Origin of the sequence: Aliiroseovarius sp. YM-037 (assembly GCF_048060095.1) — a bacterium.
Classification (GTDB): domain Bacteria; phylum Pseudomonadota; class Alphaproteobacteria; order Rhodobacterales; family Rhodobacteraceae; genus JBLUOA01.
Genome location: NZ_JBLUOA010000003.1, coordinates 220632 through 238332 on the forward strand (window position 1 = coordinate 220632; position 17701 = coordinate 238332).

The 17701-nt window shown below is 61.2% G+C and carries 16 protein-coding genes; 6 read left to right on the plus strand and 10 right to left on the minus strand.

Annotation, left to right across the window (positions count from 1 at the left end):
• Positions 1–29: 29 nt before the first annotated feature.
• Together ACEWPJ_RS14320 and ACEWPJ_RS14325 are read right to left on the minus strand one after the other, a co-directional pair.
• Complete coding sequence (locus ACEWPJ_RS14320; protein WP_416513790.1) at positions 30–1607, minus strand: serine hydrolase; 1578 nt, start codon at positions 1605–1607, stop codon at positions 30–32.
• Positions 1608–1864: 257 nt separating this feature from the next.
• On the minus strand, positions 1865–2575 hold the full coding sequence (locus ACEWPJ_RS14325) for an HAD family hydrolase (RefSeq protein ID WP_416513791.1): 711 nt from the start codon (positions 2573–2575) through the stop codon (positions 1865–1867).
• A 126-nt stretch (positions 2576–2701) separates the two neighbouring features.
• Here ACEWPJ_RS14325 and clpS point away from each other — a divergent pair, with 126 nt between their 5' ends.
• From clpS to ACEWPJ_RS14340, 3 genes are read left to right on the plus strand one after another with little or no spacing between them, the layout of a single operon-like run.
• Positions 2702–3022 carry an ATP-dependent Clp protease adapter ClpS gene (gene clpS / locus ACEWPJ_RS14330; RefSeq protein ID WP_416513792.1) on the plus strand — a complete coding sequence of 107 codons (321 nt, stop codon included), beginning with the start codon at positions 2702–2704 and terminating at the stop codon, positions 3020–3022.
• Positions 3023–3047: 25 nt separating this feature from the next.
• Positions 3048–4049: a class I SAM-dependent methyltransferase gene (locus tag ACEWPJ_RS14335; protein WP_416513793.1), complete on the plus strand. Its 1002-nt coding sequence runs from the start codon at positions 3048–3050 to the stop codon at positions 4047–4049.
• A 43-nt stretch (positions 4050–4092) separates the two neighbouring features.
• Complete coding sequence (locus tag ACEWPJ_RS14340; protein ID WP_416513794.1) at positions 4093–4899, plus strand: SDR family NAD(P)-dependent oxidoreductase; 807 nt, start codon at positions 4093–4095, stop codon at positions 4897–4899.
• Positions 4900–4905: 6 nt separating this feature from the next.
• On the opposite strand, the gene ACEWPJ_RS14345 is transcribed toward ACEWPJ_RS14340, so the two are convergent.
• A complete protein-coding gene (locus ACEWPJ_RS14345; protein ID WP_416513795.1) occupies positions 4906–5274 on the minus strand; it encodes a hypothetical protein in 369 nt (122 codons plus the stop codon).
• A gap of 132 nt (positions 5275–5406) precedes the next feature.
• Here ACEWPJ_RS14345 and hemF point away from each other — a divergent pair, with 132 nt between their 5' ends.
• Together hemF and ACEWPJ_RS14355 are read left to right on the plus strand one after the other, a co-directional pair.
• Positions 5407–6297, plus strand: a complete 891-nt coding sequence (hemF, locus tag ACEWPJ_RS14350; RefSeq protein ID WP_416513796.1) for an oxygen-dependent coproporphyrinogen oxidase — start codon at positions 5407–5409, stop codon at positions 6295–6297.
• 66 nt (positions 6298–6363) lie between these two features.
• Complete coding sequence (locus ACEWPJ_RS14355; RefSeq protein ID WP_416513797.1) at positions 6364–7581, plus strand: MFS transporter; 1218 nt, start codon at positions 6364–6366, stop codon at positions 7579–7581.
• Here ACEWPJ_RS14355 and hemE read toward each other — a convergent pair.
• A complete protein-coding gene (gene hemE / locus ACEWPJ_RS14360) occupies positions 7561–8592 on the minus strand; it encodes a uroporphyrinogen decarboxylase (protein ID WP_416513798.1) in 1032 nt (343 codons plus the stop codon). The two genes, ACEWPJ_RS14355 and hemE, sit on opposite strands and share 21 nt — an antisense overlap.
• A gap of 107 nt (positions 8593–8699) precedes the next feature.
• Between hemE and hemC the strand changes: the two genes are divergently transcribed.
• Entirely contained in the window at positions 8700–9647 is a 948-nt protein-coding gene (gene hemC / locus ACEWPJ_RS14365; protein WP_416513799.1) for a hydroxymethylbilane synthase, read from the plus strand.
• A gap of 3 nt (positions 9648–9650) precedes the next feature.
• On the opposite strand, the gene ACEWPJ_RS14370 is transcribed toward hemC, so the two are convergent.
• From ACEWPJ_RS14370 to xsc, 6 genes are all read right to left on the minus strand, one after another.
• Positions 9651–10526, minus strand: a complete 876-nt coding sequence (locus tag ACEWPJ_RS14370) for a dimethyl sulfoxide reductase anchor subunit family protein (RefSeq protein WP_416513863.1) — start codon at positions 10524–10526, stop codon at positions 9651–9653.
• Positions 10526–11272 carry a 4Fe-4S dicluster domain-containing protein gene (locus ACEWPJ_RS14375; RefSeq protein WP_416513800.1) on the minus strand — a complete coding sequence of 249 codons (747 nt, stop codon included), beginning with the start codon at positions 11270–11272 and terminating at the stop codon, positions 10526–10528. The genes ACEWPJ_RS14370 and ACEWPJ_RS14375 overlap by 1 nt, the downstream gene beginning before the upstream one ends.
• An 85-nt stretch (positions 11273–11357) precedes the next feature.
• Positions 11358–11984, minus strand: a complete 627-nt coding sequence (locus tag ACEWPJ_RS14380; protein WP_416513801.1) for a LysE family translocator — start codon at positions 11982–11984, stop codon at positions 11358–11360.
• The gene (locus ACEWPJ_RS14385; RefSeq protein WP_416513802.1) at positions 11981–14788 is read right to left on the minus strand and encodes a molybdopterin oxidoreductase family protein; all 2808 of its coding nucleotides are present in this window, start codon (positions 14786–14788) and stop codon (positions 11981–11983) included. The genes ACEWPJ_RS14380 and ACEWPJ_RS14385 overlap by 4 nt, the downstream gene beginning before the upstream one ends.
• A 102-nt stretch (positions 14789–14890) precedes the next feature.
• Positions 14891–15895: a phosphate acetyltransferase gene (gene pta, locus ACEWPJ_RS14390; protein ID WP_416513803.1), complete on the minus strand. Its 1005-nt coding sequence runs from the start codon at positions 15893–15895 to the stop codon at positions 14891–14893.
• A gap of 18 nt (positions 15896–15913) precedes the next feature.
• Complete coding sequence (xsc, locus tag ACEWPJ_RS14395) at positions 15914–17692, minus strand: sulfoacetaldehyde acetyltransferase (RefSeq protein ID WP_416513804.1); 1779 nt, start codon at positions 17690–17692, stop codon at positions 15914–15916.
• Positions 17693–17701 lie beyond the last annotated feature (9 nt).

Sequence of the window (17701 nt, forward strand, 5' to 3'; positions counted from 1 at the left end):
GGTTCGGACATAGGGGGCAAGGGGATCGCTTAGGACGGGCCGATGGGGGTGCAGTCGATGCTGCGGGCCTGTAGGCGACGGCAGGCAAGGTCAGCGGTTTCCTGGCTCATCCCCATGAAGTTCGCGTCAAACCCCTGCGGGCTGCGCACGACGCGACGCAGCGTTCCATCGAGGGTCGACATCTCTTTCAACGCGGTGCGCAGAAGCACACGCTCCGCCTGATAGCGCGATCCGTAGCGCCCGACATTGACGCCCCAGTGCCGCCCGCCGGAGGTTGAAACCCGCGTCACGACGATAGGATCTTCGGGCACAATCCGGGGTTCCGGCTGGATGCTGACCGTCGGAGCGACGGAGGCGAGCGTGACCTGCTCCGCTGGGGCGGTTTCGGGCGCGGTCTGGGCGGCGGTGGCTTGTTCGACACCTGCCGTCGCTTCGGCCAGCGCTGCGGCGATCGCAAGGGCGGTCGGATCGGATTCGGCCTCAGGCTCTGCGACCGTTTCGGGTTCTATTGCGGCCAAGGCAACCGGCGCTGCGGCGGTTTCCGGGCGTGGCACGGGCGTAACCTCGGCAGTCACGATGGGTTCCGCCGCTGTTTCCTCCGGCGTCTCGGCCGGGGCTTCAGCGACTTGCACGCCTTCTTGCTGGGCCGTTTCAATCGCCTCTTGGATTTCGCTTTCAAGCGCGATCATCAGATCTTGTGCCGGTTCCTGAACCGGACGCGGGGCCGGGCGCAGGCTGCGGACCACGGCGGTCGCAACCCGTGTCGTCGCACCGGATGGCGTGGCGGGCTGGTTGCCGTATTGCGGGCGCGGCGGCGCGTTTACCGCCACACGGGTGTTCGCGCGCCGGAACCCCATGTCGAGCAGTTCGGCGACCCGCGCGTTCCGCGTTGCGGAGGACCGCCCTCCGAAGACCGTCGCAATAATCCGCTCCTGACCCCGTTCGGCAGAGGCGACTAGGTTGAAACCGGCGGCGTTGGTGTAGCCGGTCTTGATACCGTCAGCACCGCGATAAGACCCCAGCAGGCGGCGATTGGTGTTGCGCACCTCGCGGATACCGGCATTCGTCGAGCGGCGGGAGAACAGGTTGTAATATTGCGGGTAGTGATAGAACAGCCGACGGCCCAGATTGGTCATGTCGCGGGCGGTTGAAAGGTGCCCGCTTTCGGTCAGACCATGCGCGTTGCGGAAGGTCGTGCGGGTCATCCCGAGCGCTAGGGCGGTCCGGTTCATCCGCCGCGCAAACGCCGCTTCGGAGCCTTCGATCGCCTCACCCAGTGCGGTTGCCGCGTCATTTGCGGATTTCACTGCCGCCGCGCGGATCAGATACCGCAAGCGGATACGCTGGCCAGAACGAAGGCCCAGTTTAGACGGCGGCTCTGACGCGGCGTTTTGCGAAATACGCACTTCGGTATCAAGGCTGATCTCGCCATTCTCGATCGCTTCGAAGACCACGTAAAGCGTCATCATTTTTGTTAGGGATGCCGGATGCAGCCGCGTGTCCGCGTTGCGCGAATGAAGAACCTCACCCGATCGCGCGTCCATCACAACCGCCGCGTATGGCGCTGCAACGCCCCTGACGGGCGCCCATGCCAAGACGCAAATCATGACCACATAAAATAAACCGTGTCGAATACACTGCCCAAGACGTGTTTGCACGTCGCTCGCCTTTTCTGCCTCATGCTGCCGATTTTTCGGTCAGCTTATCATTAATTGCGAAGAGGTTAGCACAGGGTTCAATTTCAGAAAACACCCAAAATTCAGTAACTTTCGGGGTGTCTTTCAAGCAACGCGGGGCATATCTTGTGTCCGATTCCGGCTGTGGCACAAGATGGCGGATCGCCGCATCAGGCGGCGCTGAACGGTCAGAGCGCCTGAATCGCCCCCGGCAATTCACCCAAATCAGCCAGTTCGCGGTAGCGGGGGTTTAATGTCGGCGGATCGGCTTTCTCAAGCTCCCACGTCAAACCGTGCGGAACGTAAACGCCCCAACCGCCCGCCTCGATCACCGGAATCACGTCAGAGCGGAGCGAATTGCCGACCATCAGCGCCGCACCGGCACCCTCGCCATGTCGCGCGAAAATGTCTGCGTAGACCTTTGGCGTTTTGTCCGACACGATTTCGACCCCGTCGAACAATTCGCCCAACCCTGATTGCGCAAGCTTGCGCTCCTGATCCAAAAGATCGCCCTTGGTAATCAGCAATACGCGGTAATCGGCGGCGAGGGCCGTCACTGTTTCTTCGGCATGGGGCAGCAGATCAATCGGGTGGGACAGCATATCCTGCCCCGCTTCGATCAGTTCTCGGATGACGCGGGCGGGGACGCGGTCGTCTGTTACCTCAATCGCGGTTTCGATCATCGACAGAACGAACCCTTTGATTCCAAACCCGTATTGTCCAAGATTGCGGCGTTCGGCGGCCAGTAGACGGTCTTCCAGATGCGGTCGTTCCGCATAGTCGGCCAGCAGGTCTGCGAAACGGTCCTGCGTTATCCGAAAGAACTGTTCATTGTGCCACAGCGTATCGTCGGCATCGAAGCCGATTGTCGTGACTTTTCCTGTTGATGCGCGGGTCATTCCTGTTAAGCCCCTTTTCACGCCGGACCATGAGATTATATAGTCAGGTCCAGACTGCAGATGGAACTCCCTTTGACTGACGTGCGGACACATAAACCGATATTCGGCCCCAACATTCCGTTGCTTATGGCAGATAAGGACGGGGATGGGGATGCTGACACCGGCACGCTGACGAAGACCAAGCCGAAAACGGCGCGGCCGCCGCTTTATAAAGTGCTGCTGCTGAACGATGATTTCACGCCGATGGAATTCGTTGTGCATGTGTTGGAGCGGTTCTTTGGCCTGACCCATGCGCAGGCGTTTGAAATCATGCTGACGGTCCATAAAAAGGGCGTCGCGGTCGTTGGTGTCTTCAGCCATGAGATTGCCGAGACCAAAGTGACACAAGTGATGGATTTCGCGCGCCAGCATCAGCATCCGCTGCAATGCACGATGGAAAGGGAATAGGGCCGACGCCCTTGAAGCACCTGACATGACAGCCTATCGCCTGACCCTCGCGCTTGACGCTGGCGCATTTGCCGTGCCGGATGACGGACGGATCGCCGTGTTTCGCCCGCGTGCTGATCATGACCTTTCTTCTCTGTCCAAGGAACGAGTGGAGATCATTCAGGGCTTTCGCCCGGACCATGATGCATGGACCGCACGGGGTTATGACGCTTCCGCGGTTGCAGGGCAGTCGGACTATGCTCTGTCCATTGTCATGTTGCCGAGGGCAAAGGCCGAGGCCCGCGCGGTGATCGCAGAGGCCGCATCGCGCACCAAAGGCGCGTTGATCGTCGATGGGCAGAAAACCGATGGTATTGATAGCGTTTGGCGTGATTGCCGGAAGCGGGCCGATGTGACCGGCACGTTTTCAAAGGCGCACGGAAAGACGTTCGCAATCAACAACCCTGCCGGGTTTGATGACTGGGCTGCCGGGCCAGCCGAGGGGCCGGAAGGATTCGTCACCGCGCCGGGCGTATTTTCAGCGGCGAAGATCGACAAAGGATCGCGCCTGTTGGTTGAGGCGATGGAAGAATGTCCGCTGTCGGGCAACGTTGCAGATCTGGGCGCTGGTTGGGGGTATCTTTCGCATCACCTTGCGCAACACGACGGCATCAAGACGCTGCATCTGATCGAGGCGGAGCACGCCGCGCTGGAATGCGCCCGGCGGAACGTCACCGATCCGCGGGCCGAATTTCATTGGGCTGACGCGACCCGCTTTCAACCATCCGATCCTTTCGATGTGGTTGTCACCAATCCGCCATTTCACACCGGACGGGCGGGCGACCCTTCGCTTGGTCGCGCCTTCATCGCGGCAGCGGCAAAGATGCTGACCCCGCGTGGCACGCTTTGGATGGTTGCGAACCGACATCTGCCTTACGAGGCTGAGCTGTCCGACCTTTTCCGCAACGTCGAAGAAATCGGCGGCGATACCGGCTTCAAAGTGCTGAAAGCGGCGCTGCCCAAGCGTTCCTCTCGAACAAAAACCTGAATTCCCCTAGGCTCCGTCAGAGAATCATGAAAGCGACACGCACATGAGCTTTTCCATCACAGGCAAAACAGCCATCGTCACCGGGGCCGCGAACGGCATCGGGCTCGCGATCGGGCGGCATTTTGCGGATCACGGCGCGAACGTCATGTTCGCTGACAAGGACGAAGCGCGCTTGGTCGAAGAACTCGGCAAATCGCCAGAGGATTCGAACATCCGCTACTTCGCCGGTGATCTGCGGCAAAAACTGACGGTCGCGAACCTGCTTTCGGCCACGATCGACGCGTTCGAGCGGGTCGATATCCTCGTCAATGCGAGTCGCCAAGTCGTGACCTCTGACCCGCTCGACACAAAAGACGACTCGGTTGAGGCATTGCTGGAGCAGAACCTTCTGACAAGCCTTCGGCTAAGCCAAGCTGTCGCCCGTCGGATGATCCAGCAGGCGGAGGATGAGGAATCCGAAAGCAGTTGTATCGGGTCAATCGTCAACCTGTCCTCAATCGCGGCCCGGCGGACGCACCCATCACTGCTGGCCTATTCGGTGTCCGCTGCGGCGCTGGATCAGATGACGCGCTCGCTTGCCGTGGCGCTTGCGCCGAAACGTATCCGAGTGAACGCGGTCGCCTTCGGCAGCGTGATGAGTGCGAGCCTGCGATCCGATCTGAAGGAAAACGACGAATATCGACAGGAAATCATCGACCACACCCCAATGCGCCGCATCGCCCCGCCGGGCGAGATTGCCGAGGCCGTGCAGTTCTTGTCATCGGACAGTTCAGGCTTTGTGACGGGTCAGATTATGACGGTCGACGGTGGGCGCACCCTGCTTGATCCGGCTGCGGCCCCTGCGCACTGATCTCTGCTACGCCGGATAACGCGCTGCACAGGCGGCAATCGCGCGGCGGGCGGAGCGCTCCATCTCTCGGCGCCGTTGTTGAAGGGAGCGGAGCTTGCGCTGCTCCGCATTCAAATCAATCGGCTCCGGTCGCTCTACCAGCCGCGTCGCGTGGGTGTTGCAGAAGTGGACGTTCCGGTTTGGTGAGGTGCAAAACCGCAGCCGCATCGTCGGTTCCACATCCCGCCGGATCGCATAGCCCCGCGCGATGTTCGCCTCGGTTTCTTCGATCAACGCATCCATCACCCGCAGCTCACCGGTTGCGGAAGTCATACACTGCTCTCGCGGTGTGGCGCAGGCGGCCAGAAGCAGCAATAGGGGCAGAAAGCGTTTCATCTTGAACCTCACACTCAGATACTCTGCCGATGATAGCGGGATCAGTCGCCGTTGAAAAATCACTTCTGGCGGCGGCGGGGCTGGCACCCCATCCGGTGACGCGCTATGCGAACGGGCGAAGGAGACCGCCAGATGACCGACCAGATGCAAGATCAGAAAACCCGCGCGGCCCAGTGGTTCCGCGCGCTGAGGGATGAGATCGTAGCAGCGTTTGAGGGCTTGGAAGACAGCCAGACGTTCGGACCGACCGCCGATTTGCCTGCCGGTCGGTTCGAGGTATCAGAGACGCGCCGCGCCTCCGACGACGGCAGCGACGCCGGTGGCGGTTTGATGAGCGTTATGCGTGGCGGGCGGGTGTTTGAGAAGGTCGGCGTCAATGTCTCAACCGTTTACGGACAACTTGGCGAGAGGGCGCAGGCCGCGATGGCGGCGCGGGGCATTCCGGGGATGAAGGATGATCCGCAGTTCTGGGCCGCAGGCATATCGCTGGTCGCGCATATGCAGAACCCGCATTGTCCGGCGGTTCACATGAACACCCGCATGTTCTGGACGCCGCACGCGTGGTGGTTCGGCGGCGGATCGGACCTGAACCCGGCTATTGAATACGCTGAGGATACAGAGGCTTTTCATGCCGTCCAAAAGGCGCAATGCGACCGGCACGATACGGACTATTACCCCCGGTTCAAGAATTGGGCGGATGAGTATTTCTTTGTCCCGCACCGGGGCCGTGCGCGCGGAGTTGGGGGCATTTTCCTTGACGACCACAACACCGGCGATTGGGAGGCTGATTTTGCCTTCATCCAAGATGTCGGGCGGGCGTTCTTGCCGGCCTTCGTTCCCCTCACCGAACGCCGCCGCGATACACCTTGGTCGGAGGCTGATAAAGACGCGCAGCTTGTGCATCGCGGGCTCTACGCGGAATATAATCTGGTCTATGATCGGGGCACGAAATTCGGGCTGGAGACCGGTCACGATGCAAACGCGGTTTTGATGAGCCTTCCGCCCCTCGCCAAGTGGATTTGACCGCGGCCTTGCCCGCCCAAAGCATCCGTGTAGGAATGGGCGAACCTGAGTGAAAGCCCGCACCTGATGCTCGCCATCCTTCGCAATCCGACCTATGCCCGCTTGTTTTCCGCGCAGTTGGTGGCGTTGCTGGGGACCGGGTTGTTGACCATCGCGCTTGGCCTGATCGCCTATGACATCGCGGGTGGAGACGCGGGGCGGGTGCTTGGAATCGCGTTGACCATCAAGATGCTCGCCTATGTCGGGCTTGGTCCGTTCCTGACCGCCGCCGTCGCAAACCTTCCGCGAAAGACCGTATTGATCGCGGCCGATCTGGTGCGGGCGGCTGCTGCGCTGTGTTTACCATTCATCGAAACGGTTTGGCAGATTTACCTGCTGGTCTTCCTGCTTCAGGCCGCGTCCGCGACGTTCACCCCGACCTTTCAAGCGATCATCCCGCAGATATTCGACGATGAGGGTGAATACACGCGAGCGCTTAGCCTGTCTCGGCTGGCCTATGACATCGAAAACCTGATCAGCCCGGTGCTGGCGGGGCTGTTGCTGTTGGTCGTGACGTATTCGACGTTATTCGTTGGAACGACGCTCGGTTTCCTTGCCTCGGCTTTTCTGGTTTTTGGTGCGAATCTGCCCGAGGCCGTCGTGACCCAACAGCGCCGATTCATCGACCGGGTCACGCATGGCAGCCGCATTTACCTTGCGACGCCGCGCCTGCGCGGGCTGCTGGCGTTGAACATGGCGGTGTCGTCGGTCGGTGCGGTGATGATCGTCAACACGGTTGTCATCGTGCGCGTGGCCTATGGCGGAGGGGACACGAAATTCGCGATGGCACTGGCGGCGGCGGGTGGCGGATCAATGCTCTCCGCGCTTGTGTTGCCGAGAGTGCTTGATCAGCTTTCGGATCGGAGAGTCATGCTGACGGGGGCGACGGTCTCTGCCGGGCTGTTGATGCTTGCCGGGCTTTGGGTGCTGGCGGTTGGATGGCCTGTCTGGGTGGTTTTCCTGCTGCTTTGGTTCGCGCTTGGCGCGGGGAACTCGGCGATCCAAACGCCGACGGGGCGATTGTTGCGACGATCCGCCGAGGATGTCGATCGCCCGGCACTATTCGCGGCGCAGTTCGCGCTGTCACATGCGTGCTGGCTGCTGGCCTACCCCGCAGCAGGCATTCTGGGGGCTGAGATCGGGCAGGCCGCAACAATGGTTCTGCTGGCGTTTGTGGCGCTGTCCAGCGTCCTGTTGGCACGTCGATTGTGGGTCAGCCCGCCACTAGCCCCGGATCGCGTCTAACATAACCTGCACATTGTCGGGGTCCGCGTCAGGCGTAATCCCGTGGCCGAGGTTGAAGATGTGGGGTCCGTTGCCGAACGCCTTAACGATCTGCTTGGTTTCATCAATCAAGGCCTGTCCACCGCTCACCATATGACGAGAGGCGAGGTTGCCCTGCACGCAGCCATCGACCTGCACATGCTTGGCCCCCCATTCCGGCGTGACGGAGTTGTCGAGCGCGACACAATCCGCCCCCGTCGCCTTGGCGAACCCGATATAGCCATCGCCCGCCTCTCTCGGGAAGGCGATGATCGGCGTGTTCGGGTGCTTTTCCTTGAGGGCCGCGATGATCCGTTTCGTCGGGGCGACCGCGTATTTGGCGAACGTGTCGCCTTGCAGCGATCCGGCCCAACTGTCGAAGAGTTTGATGACCTCCGCCCCCGCGTCGATCTGGGCGGAGAGGTAGAGGATCGTTGCTTCGGTGATCTTGTCGAGCAAAGCCTCGAACGTCGCGATATCCTCCTGCATCAGCTTGTGCGCCGGACCCTGATCGGGGGTGCCGCGCCCGGCAATCATGTAGGTCGCGACCGTCCACGGCGCACCGGCAAAGCCGATCAGCGTGGTTTCCTTCGGCAACTCCCGCGTCAGGATATTGACGGTTTCGTAGATCGACGACAGCGTTTCGTGGATGTCGTCGGCGGGGCCGAGTTTGCCAAGGTCATCCGACCCGGTGAACGTCGAAAGGCGCGGGCCTTCGCCGGTGACAAACCACAGATCCGCGCCAAGCGCCTGCGGCACCAGCAGGATATCGGCAAACAGGATCGCGGCGTCGAAGCCATAGCGGCGGATCGGCTGAAGCGTGACTTCGGCGGCCAGTTCCGGGTTGTAGCACAGCGACAGGAAATCCCCTGCCTTCGCCCGCGTGGCCCGGTATTCCGGCAGATAGCGGCCCGCTTGGCGCATCATCCAGACCGGGGGCACGGCTTGCGTTTCACCGGCGAGCGCCTTCAGGATGGTTTTCTGTTCCGCCATTTTATGTCGTCCTTCCGAGTTCGTCCGCCGATGGGTCGCCGCCATGCGACCCGATGTCAAGCCAAAGCCGTGTTGTCAGGCGCTTGTGACGCGGGTAGACGGTGGGGATGACATTGACCTTACCCACACCGTCCACGCCGCTAAAGATCGGAACGCGCGGATCGCCCCTGGCGCTTGCCCAGGCGCATGAAACGCGAAATCGCCTGCGGTCCGCGTTCGATCTGCCTGAAGAGGCGTTCGAGGTTGTCGTCATCAAGACAACCGGGGACCGGGTGCAGGATCGCCCGTTGAAGGAGCTTGGCGGCAAAGGGCTGTTCACCAAGGAAATCGAAGAGGCGCTGCTGTCCGGCGGCATCGACATCGCAGTTCATTCAATGAAGGACATGCCGGTTGCGCAGCCGGGGGGCCTGACCCTAGACACGCTGTTGCCGCGCGAAGATGTGCGGGATGCGTTTATTTCTCCGCACGCGTCCGGGATCGCTGAATTGGTTGAGGGCGCGGTTGTCGGCACCTCAAGCCTGCGGCGTCGGGCGCAATTATTGCATAAGCGGCCCGACCTTAACGTGGTAGAGTTTCGCGGCAACGTGCAGACCCGCCTGCGGAAACTGGATGAAGGCGTCGCGGTTGCGACCTTCCTTGCCATGGCCGGGCTGAATCGGCTGGGCCGGGGCGATATCGCCAAGGCACCGATTGAGCCGGAAGATATGCTACCCGCCGTCGCGCAAGGCGCGATTGGGATTGAGCGGCGCGAGGGGGACACCAATACCGCTGCGTTGCTGGAACCGCTGCACGATCTTCACACAGGCCAACGCTTGGCGGCGGAGCGGGCCTTCCTCGCCGCACTTGACGGGTCGTGCGAAACGCCGATTGCGGCCCTGGCTGAACTTGACGGTGGCACAGTGCATTTCCGCGGTGAAATCCTGCGGCCCGATGGGTCGGAGTGTTTGGTCGAAGCAGGCGCCGCGCCGGTAGAGGATGCGGCGAAGTTGGGCGACGAGTTGGGCAGGCGATTGCTTGAGGCCGCGCCAGAGGGCTTTTTCGACTGGCGCAGCTAGGGGTTAGTGCTTGTCGTAATAAAGGCCGACGACATGCTCTGCCTCTGCAAAGAACAACCAGCGTGACACGACAGCCCCTGCCAGATGGCTAAGCACGGCGAGGGCGGCGAAGGCATGGTTTGCCCCCATGCCAAGCAGCAGAAAAATCGGCAGGATAATCAGCAGCAGGAACGAGATCATGCGAAGCTTTAACGCATGTTTCCGGCCAATCACGAATGCCATTTCCTTCAGCAGATAATTTGACCCACTATGCGGTGATTCAAGCAACCGAACCGCTCCTCGGCTGCCGAGACCCGTGGCGGTTTCGATGGTGTGGCCGTGGGCTTCAAACTGCTTATCACCCTGAAACCAATAAGCGATTTGGATCAGGCCCGACGCGACAAGCAGCCAAATCGCGAGCGATACCTGCCCCGACAGAAGCGCCCCGGCGGTTAGCGCGAAGGCGAGGAAATAGACGCTAGTCAGCGGATGGTTCCAGCGCGGCACGGTCTTGAGCTGCCCGTAGATCATCGAGGTCGCGTAGACCGCTGCGACGGATAGCGCAGCGCCGATCCAGCCGAGCGGGGCGATCCGCGTGTCGAAAAAGATCACAGCAAGCGCGTGGAGACCCATCACCACAAGCGCCAAAACGGCGAGCCACCCTTCACGGGACAGCCAACTGCTGCGCCATTGGGTAAACGCCTTCAGCGCGCGTTGCGGGTTGCCGAGGTGGAAGGTTGAGGCAACCAGCCCGCCAACCGCCATCGCATAGGCGATCAGGTAGAACACAAAGGCGACCCAGCCGCTGACGTCGGGCGCTCCGAAGCCAAGAAAGGCCAGCAGGCCAAAGCCTGCGCCTGAAAAAACGGTGAAGAAAATAACGGACGGTGCGGGGTGCATCAGAGCTTCTCCAGCGCTTTGTCGAGCCATCCGAGGAAGCCCTTGGGTTCTTCGGTCACGGGAGTCAGGAGGGGCGCGAGGATGTCGACCTCTTCCCACGTATCCTTGGGGCGCGGGGGCAGGTATTTATTGACCGGCTTGGTGCCTTGCTCCGGCATCAAATCCATCCCGCCGCGATCCGCGACAAGTTGCGATACATCGCTGTCGGGGTCGCCCAGATCACCAAAATGACGCGCCCCAGCGGGGCATGTTCTGACGCAGGCGGGAACGCGGTCTTCTTCGGGAAGGTTGTCGTTATAGATGCGATCAACGCAGAGCGTGCATTTCTTCATCACCCCTTCCAGCGCATCCATTTCGCGGGCGCCGTAAGGGCAAGCCCACGCGCAGAGACCGCAGCCGATGCAATCCTGTTCGTTGACCAGCACGATCCCGTCTTCTACCCGCTTGTAGCTGGCGCCGGTGGGGCAGACGGTGACGCAGGGGGCGTCCTCGCAATGAAGGCAGGATTTCGGGAAATGGACGGTCTGCACAAGCCCCTGATCTGGCTGGACTTCGTAGGAGTGGATGCGGTTCAGGAACGTGCCCACAGGCTCCGCCCCATAAGCATCCACATCGCTGAGCGGCGCACCGTAGTTCTCCGTATTCCAGCCTTTGCAGGACACGACGCAGGCGTGACAGCCGACGCAGGTATCAAGGTCAATGACGAGGCCGAGCTTGCGGTCGGTATGGGTTGGAAGGTCGGTCATGTCGCGGCCTCCGGAGCGTGTGACGGGTGGGCGGACCGGGGCGTTGCCCCGGACCCCAGAGTATTTTTGGCAAGATGAAGGTCGATCATTTAGCGGCCTCCGGTTCGCCGCGCAGGCCAATGGCGATAGCGGCGAGGATCAGTGCCGCGCCGGACGTGATGCTGAGCCATTTTTCGAATTTCGACCCGAGCGCTGCGACAAGTCGGGTCGCGCAGGCGCCCATTGCGATCAGGATGGCACCGTCGATCACCAGATAAGTCGCGCCAAGGATTGCGACCTGCGGGGCAACCGGGGCATCAAGGCTGATGAATTGCGGGAAGAGGGCCGCGAAGAACACGACCGCGTAGGGATTCGCCGCAGAGGTCATGAAGCCGCTGCGGAAGAGAACTCCGCGCGAAGGCGCTGGCCGTGCCTTGCGAGGGCGCGTCGCGTCGCGGATCATGCGGACGCCCATCCAGATAAGGTAGGCGACGCCGAGATACTTCAGAACGGTGAAGGCGGTGGCCGACAGCGCGATAAGGCTGGCAAGGCCAAAGCCCGCGATGATGATCTGGATCGCATTGGCCGAAAGATCACCCGCCATGATCGGCATCGCGCCTTTCAGCCCGTGCTGAAGTGACCCGCCGACGAACAAAAGCTGGCTGGGGCCGGGCGGGTGCGCGAAGAATAAGAGCACCGTGCCGAGGTAGAGTATGTAGGTTTCGACAATCATTTCCCTACCTTCCATGCGAGGTTTTTCGGCCCCTTGCCGACCGGCGACTTGATCGGCGGGAAGGCGGGCAGCGGTTCGGCGGGGGCGGGCACTTTGCGCAGCTTGACCCGCAGGTCGAACCACGCCGCCTGTCCGGTGATCGGGTCGGAGTTTGACCAGCGTAGGCCGTCGCCCCGCGGCGGTAGCAGTTCGTGGATCAGGTGGTTCAGGAGGAAGCCCTTGGTCGCCTCCGGCGCGTCCTCATCCAGCGCCCACGCGCCTTTGCGTTTGCCGATGGCGTTCCACGTCCAGATGGTGTTTTCGTTCAGGGCGGCCATATGGGCAACCGGGACGGTGATGGTTCCGTGGGGGGATGTCACTTCAGCCCAGTCGCCGTCGGAAAAGTCGTTCGCCTCCCATAACTTTGTCGGGATGTAGAGCGGGTTGCGCCCGTGGATCTGGCGCAGCCACGCGTTTTGCGTGCCCCATGAATGATACATCGCCATCGGGCGCTGGGTCAGGGCGTGGATCGGATATTCCTCGGGGTCGGTATGGCCGTCTTCGAGTGGCGGATACCAGATCGGCAACGGGTCCATCGTCGCCTTGATCTGGTCGCGCAGGTGATCGGGTGGCTGGCGATCCCCGTGGCCCTCGGCGGCGCGTTGGAACTTGCGCATCGGTTCGACATAAAGCTGAAAGATATAGGGTTGTGGCGCATCGAACAGGCCCATGCCGACCGCCCAATCCTGATATTTCATGTTCCACGGTTTGTAGTAATCCGCGCCCTCGGGGATGTGGCTGACGAAAAAGCCGCCGTTTTCGATGTAGCGGTCAAGCTGATCCGGGTTCGCATCGCCACGACCGACCTGATCGCCGTCGCCGCGGAACCCGGCGAGCGGGCCGATGCCCGGCTTGCGCTGGTGGTTCACGATGTAATCGGCGTAGTCCTGATACTTCGCGCTGCCGTCGTCATTAGTGAAGCCGGGCAGCTTCATCTTGTTGGCAAGCTGAATCAGCGCTGTCTGGAAACCGCGCACGTCGCGGTCAGGCTCAATCACCGGCCAGCGGATCGCGTCGGCGGCGGCGTCAGCCTCGCAAATCGGGCGGTCGAGCAGACTTATGCAATCGTGGCGTTCAAGGTAGGTCGTGTCGGGCAGGATCAGATCGGCATAGGCGACCATTTCGGAACTGTAGGCATCGGAATAGATGATCCGGGGAATGACGTATTCGCCGCTTTCGTCCTTATCGGTCAGCATGTCGATGACGCCGCGCGTGTTCATGGATGAATTCCACGACATGTTCGCCATGTACATGAAAAGCGTGTCGATCTTATAGGGATCGCCGGCATGGGCGTTCGATATGACCATGTGCATCAGGCCATGCGCGCTCATCGGGTTTTCCCAAGTGAAGGCCTTGTCGATGCGGGCGGGGGTGCCGTCATCCTTCAGGGTCAGGTGTTCGGGACCGCGCGGAAAGCCGAGGTGCGGGCCGTTCAGCGGACTGCCGGGCTGGGTGTAGGAATGGGGCGTCGGGTGGGCTTCGATCGGCTTGGGATAGGGTGGTTTGAAGCGGAAGCCACCGGGCGTTTCGACCGAGCCGAGGATGATCTGAAGCACATGCAGCGCGCGGCAGGTCTGGAAGCCGTTCGAATGGGCCGAGATACCGCGCATCGAATGGAACGACACCGGGCGGCCAACCATCGTCTTGTGGGTTTCGCCGCGAAAGTCCGTCCACTCCTGCTTGATCTCGATCGCTTCTTCAAAGGCGACGCGGGCGAGTTCGGCGGCGATCTTGCGGATACGTCCGGCGGGGATGCCGCAGCGCTCCGCAACAGCTTCGGGCGCGTAGTCGTCGGATAGGTAGCGGTCCGCCATCAGATGGAAGACCGGGCGGTGCGTGACGCCTGCGTGGCGGTGCGTGCCAGAAAGGTCGGGACGGACGCCTTTCTGGTCGAACGGTGCGGGTTTGCCGGTGTTGCGGTCGATGACAAGCGGCTTGTCGTCATCGTCGCGCAAGAACAGGCCAGTTTCCGCATCAACCAGAACCGGTGCGTTGGTGTAGCGGGCGAGGTAGTTGAGGTCGACCTTGCCAGCTTTCATCAGCTCATGAATCAGGGACAGGATGAACAACCCATCGGTGCCGGGCGTGATGCCGACCCATTCGTCGGCAATCGCGTTGTAGCCGGAGCGGATCGGATTAACTCCGATTACCTTCGCGCCGCGCGCCTTGATCTTGCCAAGGCCCATCTTGATCGGGTTAGAATCGTGATCCTCGGCCACGCCGAAAATCATGAACAACTTGGTGTTGTCCCAGTCTGGTTGGCCAAATTCCCAGAACGCACCGCCCATCGTGTAGATCCCGGCGGCGGCCATGTTGACCGAGCAGAACCCGCCATGCGCCGCATAGTTCGGCGTGCCGAAGTTCTGCGCCCAGAAGCTGGTGAAACTTTGCGACTGATCGCGGCCCGTGAAAAACGCGAGCTTTTCGGGATTGTCCTTGCGGATCGGCTCCAACCAACTTGCGGCGAGGGTAAGGGCTTCGTCCCAGCTGATCTCCTCAAACTCACCGGACCCGCGGGGGCCGACGCGTTTCAGCGGTGCGCGCAGTCGGGAGGGCGCGTTGACCTGCATGATCCCGGCAGAACCTTTGGCACACAGCACGCCCTTGTTCACCGGATGATCGCGGTTGCCTTCGATATAGGCGACCTTGCCGTCTTTCATATGGACGTTGATCCCGCAGCGACAGGCGCACATATAGCAGGTGGTTTTGCGGATTTCGTCCGACACATGCGGAGAGGTGTCCAAGGCGGGTTGGGTGTGGGTCATGCCTGTTCCTCTTTCCATCGGGTCGTTGGGTCATCTATCCAGATATTGCCGCCAGAAGCGACCGGGAATCTGCTTATCGGCCCCATTTCAATACGTTTGTTCCTATCCGCTGTGCTGCGCCTGAACGGCGGTCACGGCGATCATGTGAAGCACGTCCTGTGCGGTGCACCCGCGCGACAGGTCGTTGGCGGGTTTGGCAAGACCTTGCAGCACCGGGCCGATGGCGGTTGCGCTGCCGATGCGCTGGGCAATCTTGTAGCCGATATTCCCGGCGTCGAGGTTCGGGAAAACAAAGACGTTGGCGTCGCCTTCAAGCGGCGACGTTGGTGCTTTCGACGCGGCGACGGCAGGGACGAAGGCAGCGTCGAACTGAAGCTCTCCGTCGATCAGAAGGTCCGGCGCGGCGGCGCGGGCGAGGGCGGTTGCCTCGGTCACTTTGGTCACGGCCGGGTGCGCGGCGCTGCCAGCGGTCGAAAAAGACAACATCGCAACGCGGGGCGTTTCGCCGGTCAGCGCGGCATAGGACGCGGCAGAGGCGCGGGCGATATCCGCAAGCTGCTGCGCGTCGGGGTCCACCACAAGGCCGCAATCCGCAAAGATATGCGCGCCCTTATTGGTATGGTGCGGTTCACAGAACAGCATCAGGAAAAAGCTGGAAACAAGCGCCGCGTCGGGCGCTTTGCCGATCACCTGCAACGCTGCGCGCACGGTGTCAGAGGTCGTCGCGACCGCGCCGCCAACGGTGCCGTCCGCATGGCCTTCGCGGACCAGCATCGCGGCGTAGACAAGCGGTTGTAGCACGAATTTTCGTGCCACTTCGGGTGTGACGCCCTTGTGCTTGCGCAACGCGTGGAATGCGTTGGTGAACTCATCAATCAGTACTGAGTCGTTAGGGTCGTGAACCTCGATTCCATCGCCTACGCTCGCGTTCTGCCGAGCAAGTTCTGCCGTAACAGCGGCCCGGTCGCCGACGAGGATGATCCGGGCCACACCTTCGGCACGGGCGCTAAGCGCCCCTTCGACGATACGGGGATCTTCCCCTTCGCTAAGTGCGATGGTTTTCGACGACTCTGCCGCCGACCCCAGTATCTGCCGAAGGGGTTTCATGCCCTGCCTTGCGTGTTCTTATGCGCCAGCTTGCGGGCGCATATCGTCTTTGCTGATCCCAGCCACCGCAACCGGCGCTTTCATCGCGTCGCGACGGAAGGGCTCACCTAGTTCCTGGTTGATGAGCGCTTCGATAAAGGTGGTTTTGCCTTCCTTCATCTGTGCCTTGATCGCCGTATCCAACGCGTCGGTCAGTTCATCCATCGTCTTGGCCTGAACGCCGATCAGCCCGCACGCATTGGCGATTCCGGCGTAGGAAACATCTTCGTCAAGCTCTGTTCCGACGAAATTGTCGCTATACCAAAGCGTGGTGTTGCGCTTTTCAGCACCCCATTGGTAGTTGCGGAACACAACCATCGTGATCCCCGGCCAGTCGCCGCGGCCAACTGCCGTCATCTCGTTCATTGAGATGCCGAACGCGCCGTCACCGGCAAAGCCGACAACCGGAACGTCAGGGCAGGCGATTTTCGCGCCGGTGATCGCCGGGAAGCCATAGCCGCACGGGCCGAACAGGCCGGGTGCCAGATATTTGCGGCCCTGTTCAAAGGACGGGTAGGCGTTGCCGATGGCGCAGTTGTTACCGATATCGGATGAAATGATTGCGTCTTTCGGCAGCGCGGATTGGATCGCACGCCACGCTTTGCGCGGAGACAGCCAATCCGGCTTTGCCTTGCGGGCGCGTTCGTTCCAAGTGGTGCCGGGATCGTCATCCTCGTGATCCATCGAGGTCAACTCCTGCGCCCAAGCGGATTTCGTCTTAGCGATCATTTCCTTGCGGTCTTTGCGGCCCGCGTCGCCTGCGGAATCCGACAGTTTGGCGAGGATCGAATTCGCAACTTTCTTTGCGTCACCGATGATACCGACAGAGACTTTCTTGGTCAGGCCGATCCGGTCTGGGTTGATGTCGACCTGAATGATCTTCGCATCCTTGGGCCAGTAATCGATGCCGTAGCCCGGCAGGGTCGAAAACGGGTTAAGGCGTGTGCCGAGCGCCAGAACAACATCGGCTTTTGAGATCAGCTCCATCCCCGCTTTTGAGCCGTTATAGCCAAGCGGACCAGCAAACAGCGGGTGCGAACCGGGGAAGGCGTCATTGTGCTGATAGCCACAGCAGACCGGCGCGTCGAGCCGTTCGGCCAGCGCCATGGAATCCTTGATCGCGCCACCGATGACAACACCGGCGCCGTTCAGGATGACTGGGAACTTGGCGTTGGAGAGCAGGTCGGCGGCTTTTGCGATCGCCTCTTCTCCGCCGCTCGGGCGTTCGAATTCGACGATGGCGGGCAGTTCGATGTCGACCACTTGGGTCCAATAATCACGCGGCACGTTAATCTGCGCAGGGGCAGAGGCGCGTTTGGCTTTCAGGATCACGCGATTCAGCACCTCGGCGATGCGGGTCGGGTCGCGGACTTCTTCCTGATAAGCGACCATATCCTTGAACGTGTTCATCTGCTCAACTTCCTGGAAACCGCCTTGACCCATCGTCTTGTTCGCGGCTTGCGGTGTGACCAGCAGTAGCGGCGTGTGGTTCCAGTAGGCGGTTTTTACAGGGGTGACAAAGTTGGTGATTCCGGGGCCGTTTTGCGCGATCATCATCGACATTTTGCCAGAAGCGCGGGTAAACCCATCGGCCATCATGCCGGCATTCACTTCGTGGGCGCAGTCCCAGAACGTGATGCCCGCCTTCGGAAACAGGTCAGAGATCGGCATCATGGCAGAGCCGATGATCCCGAATCCATGTTCGATTCCGTGCATTTGCAGGGTTTTGACGAAAGCTTCTTCGGTGGTCATTTTCATGTGGGCGGT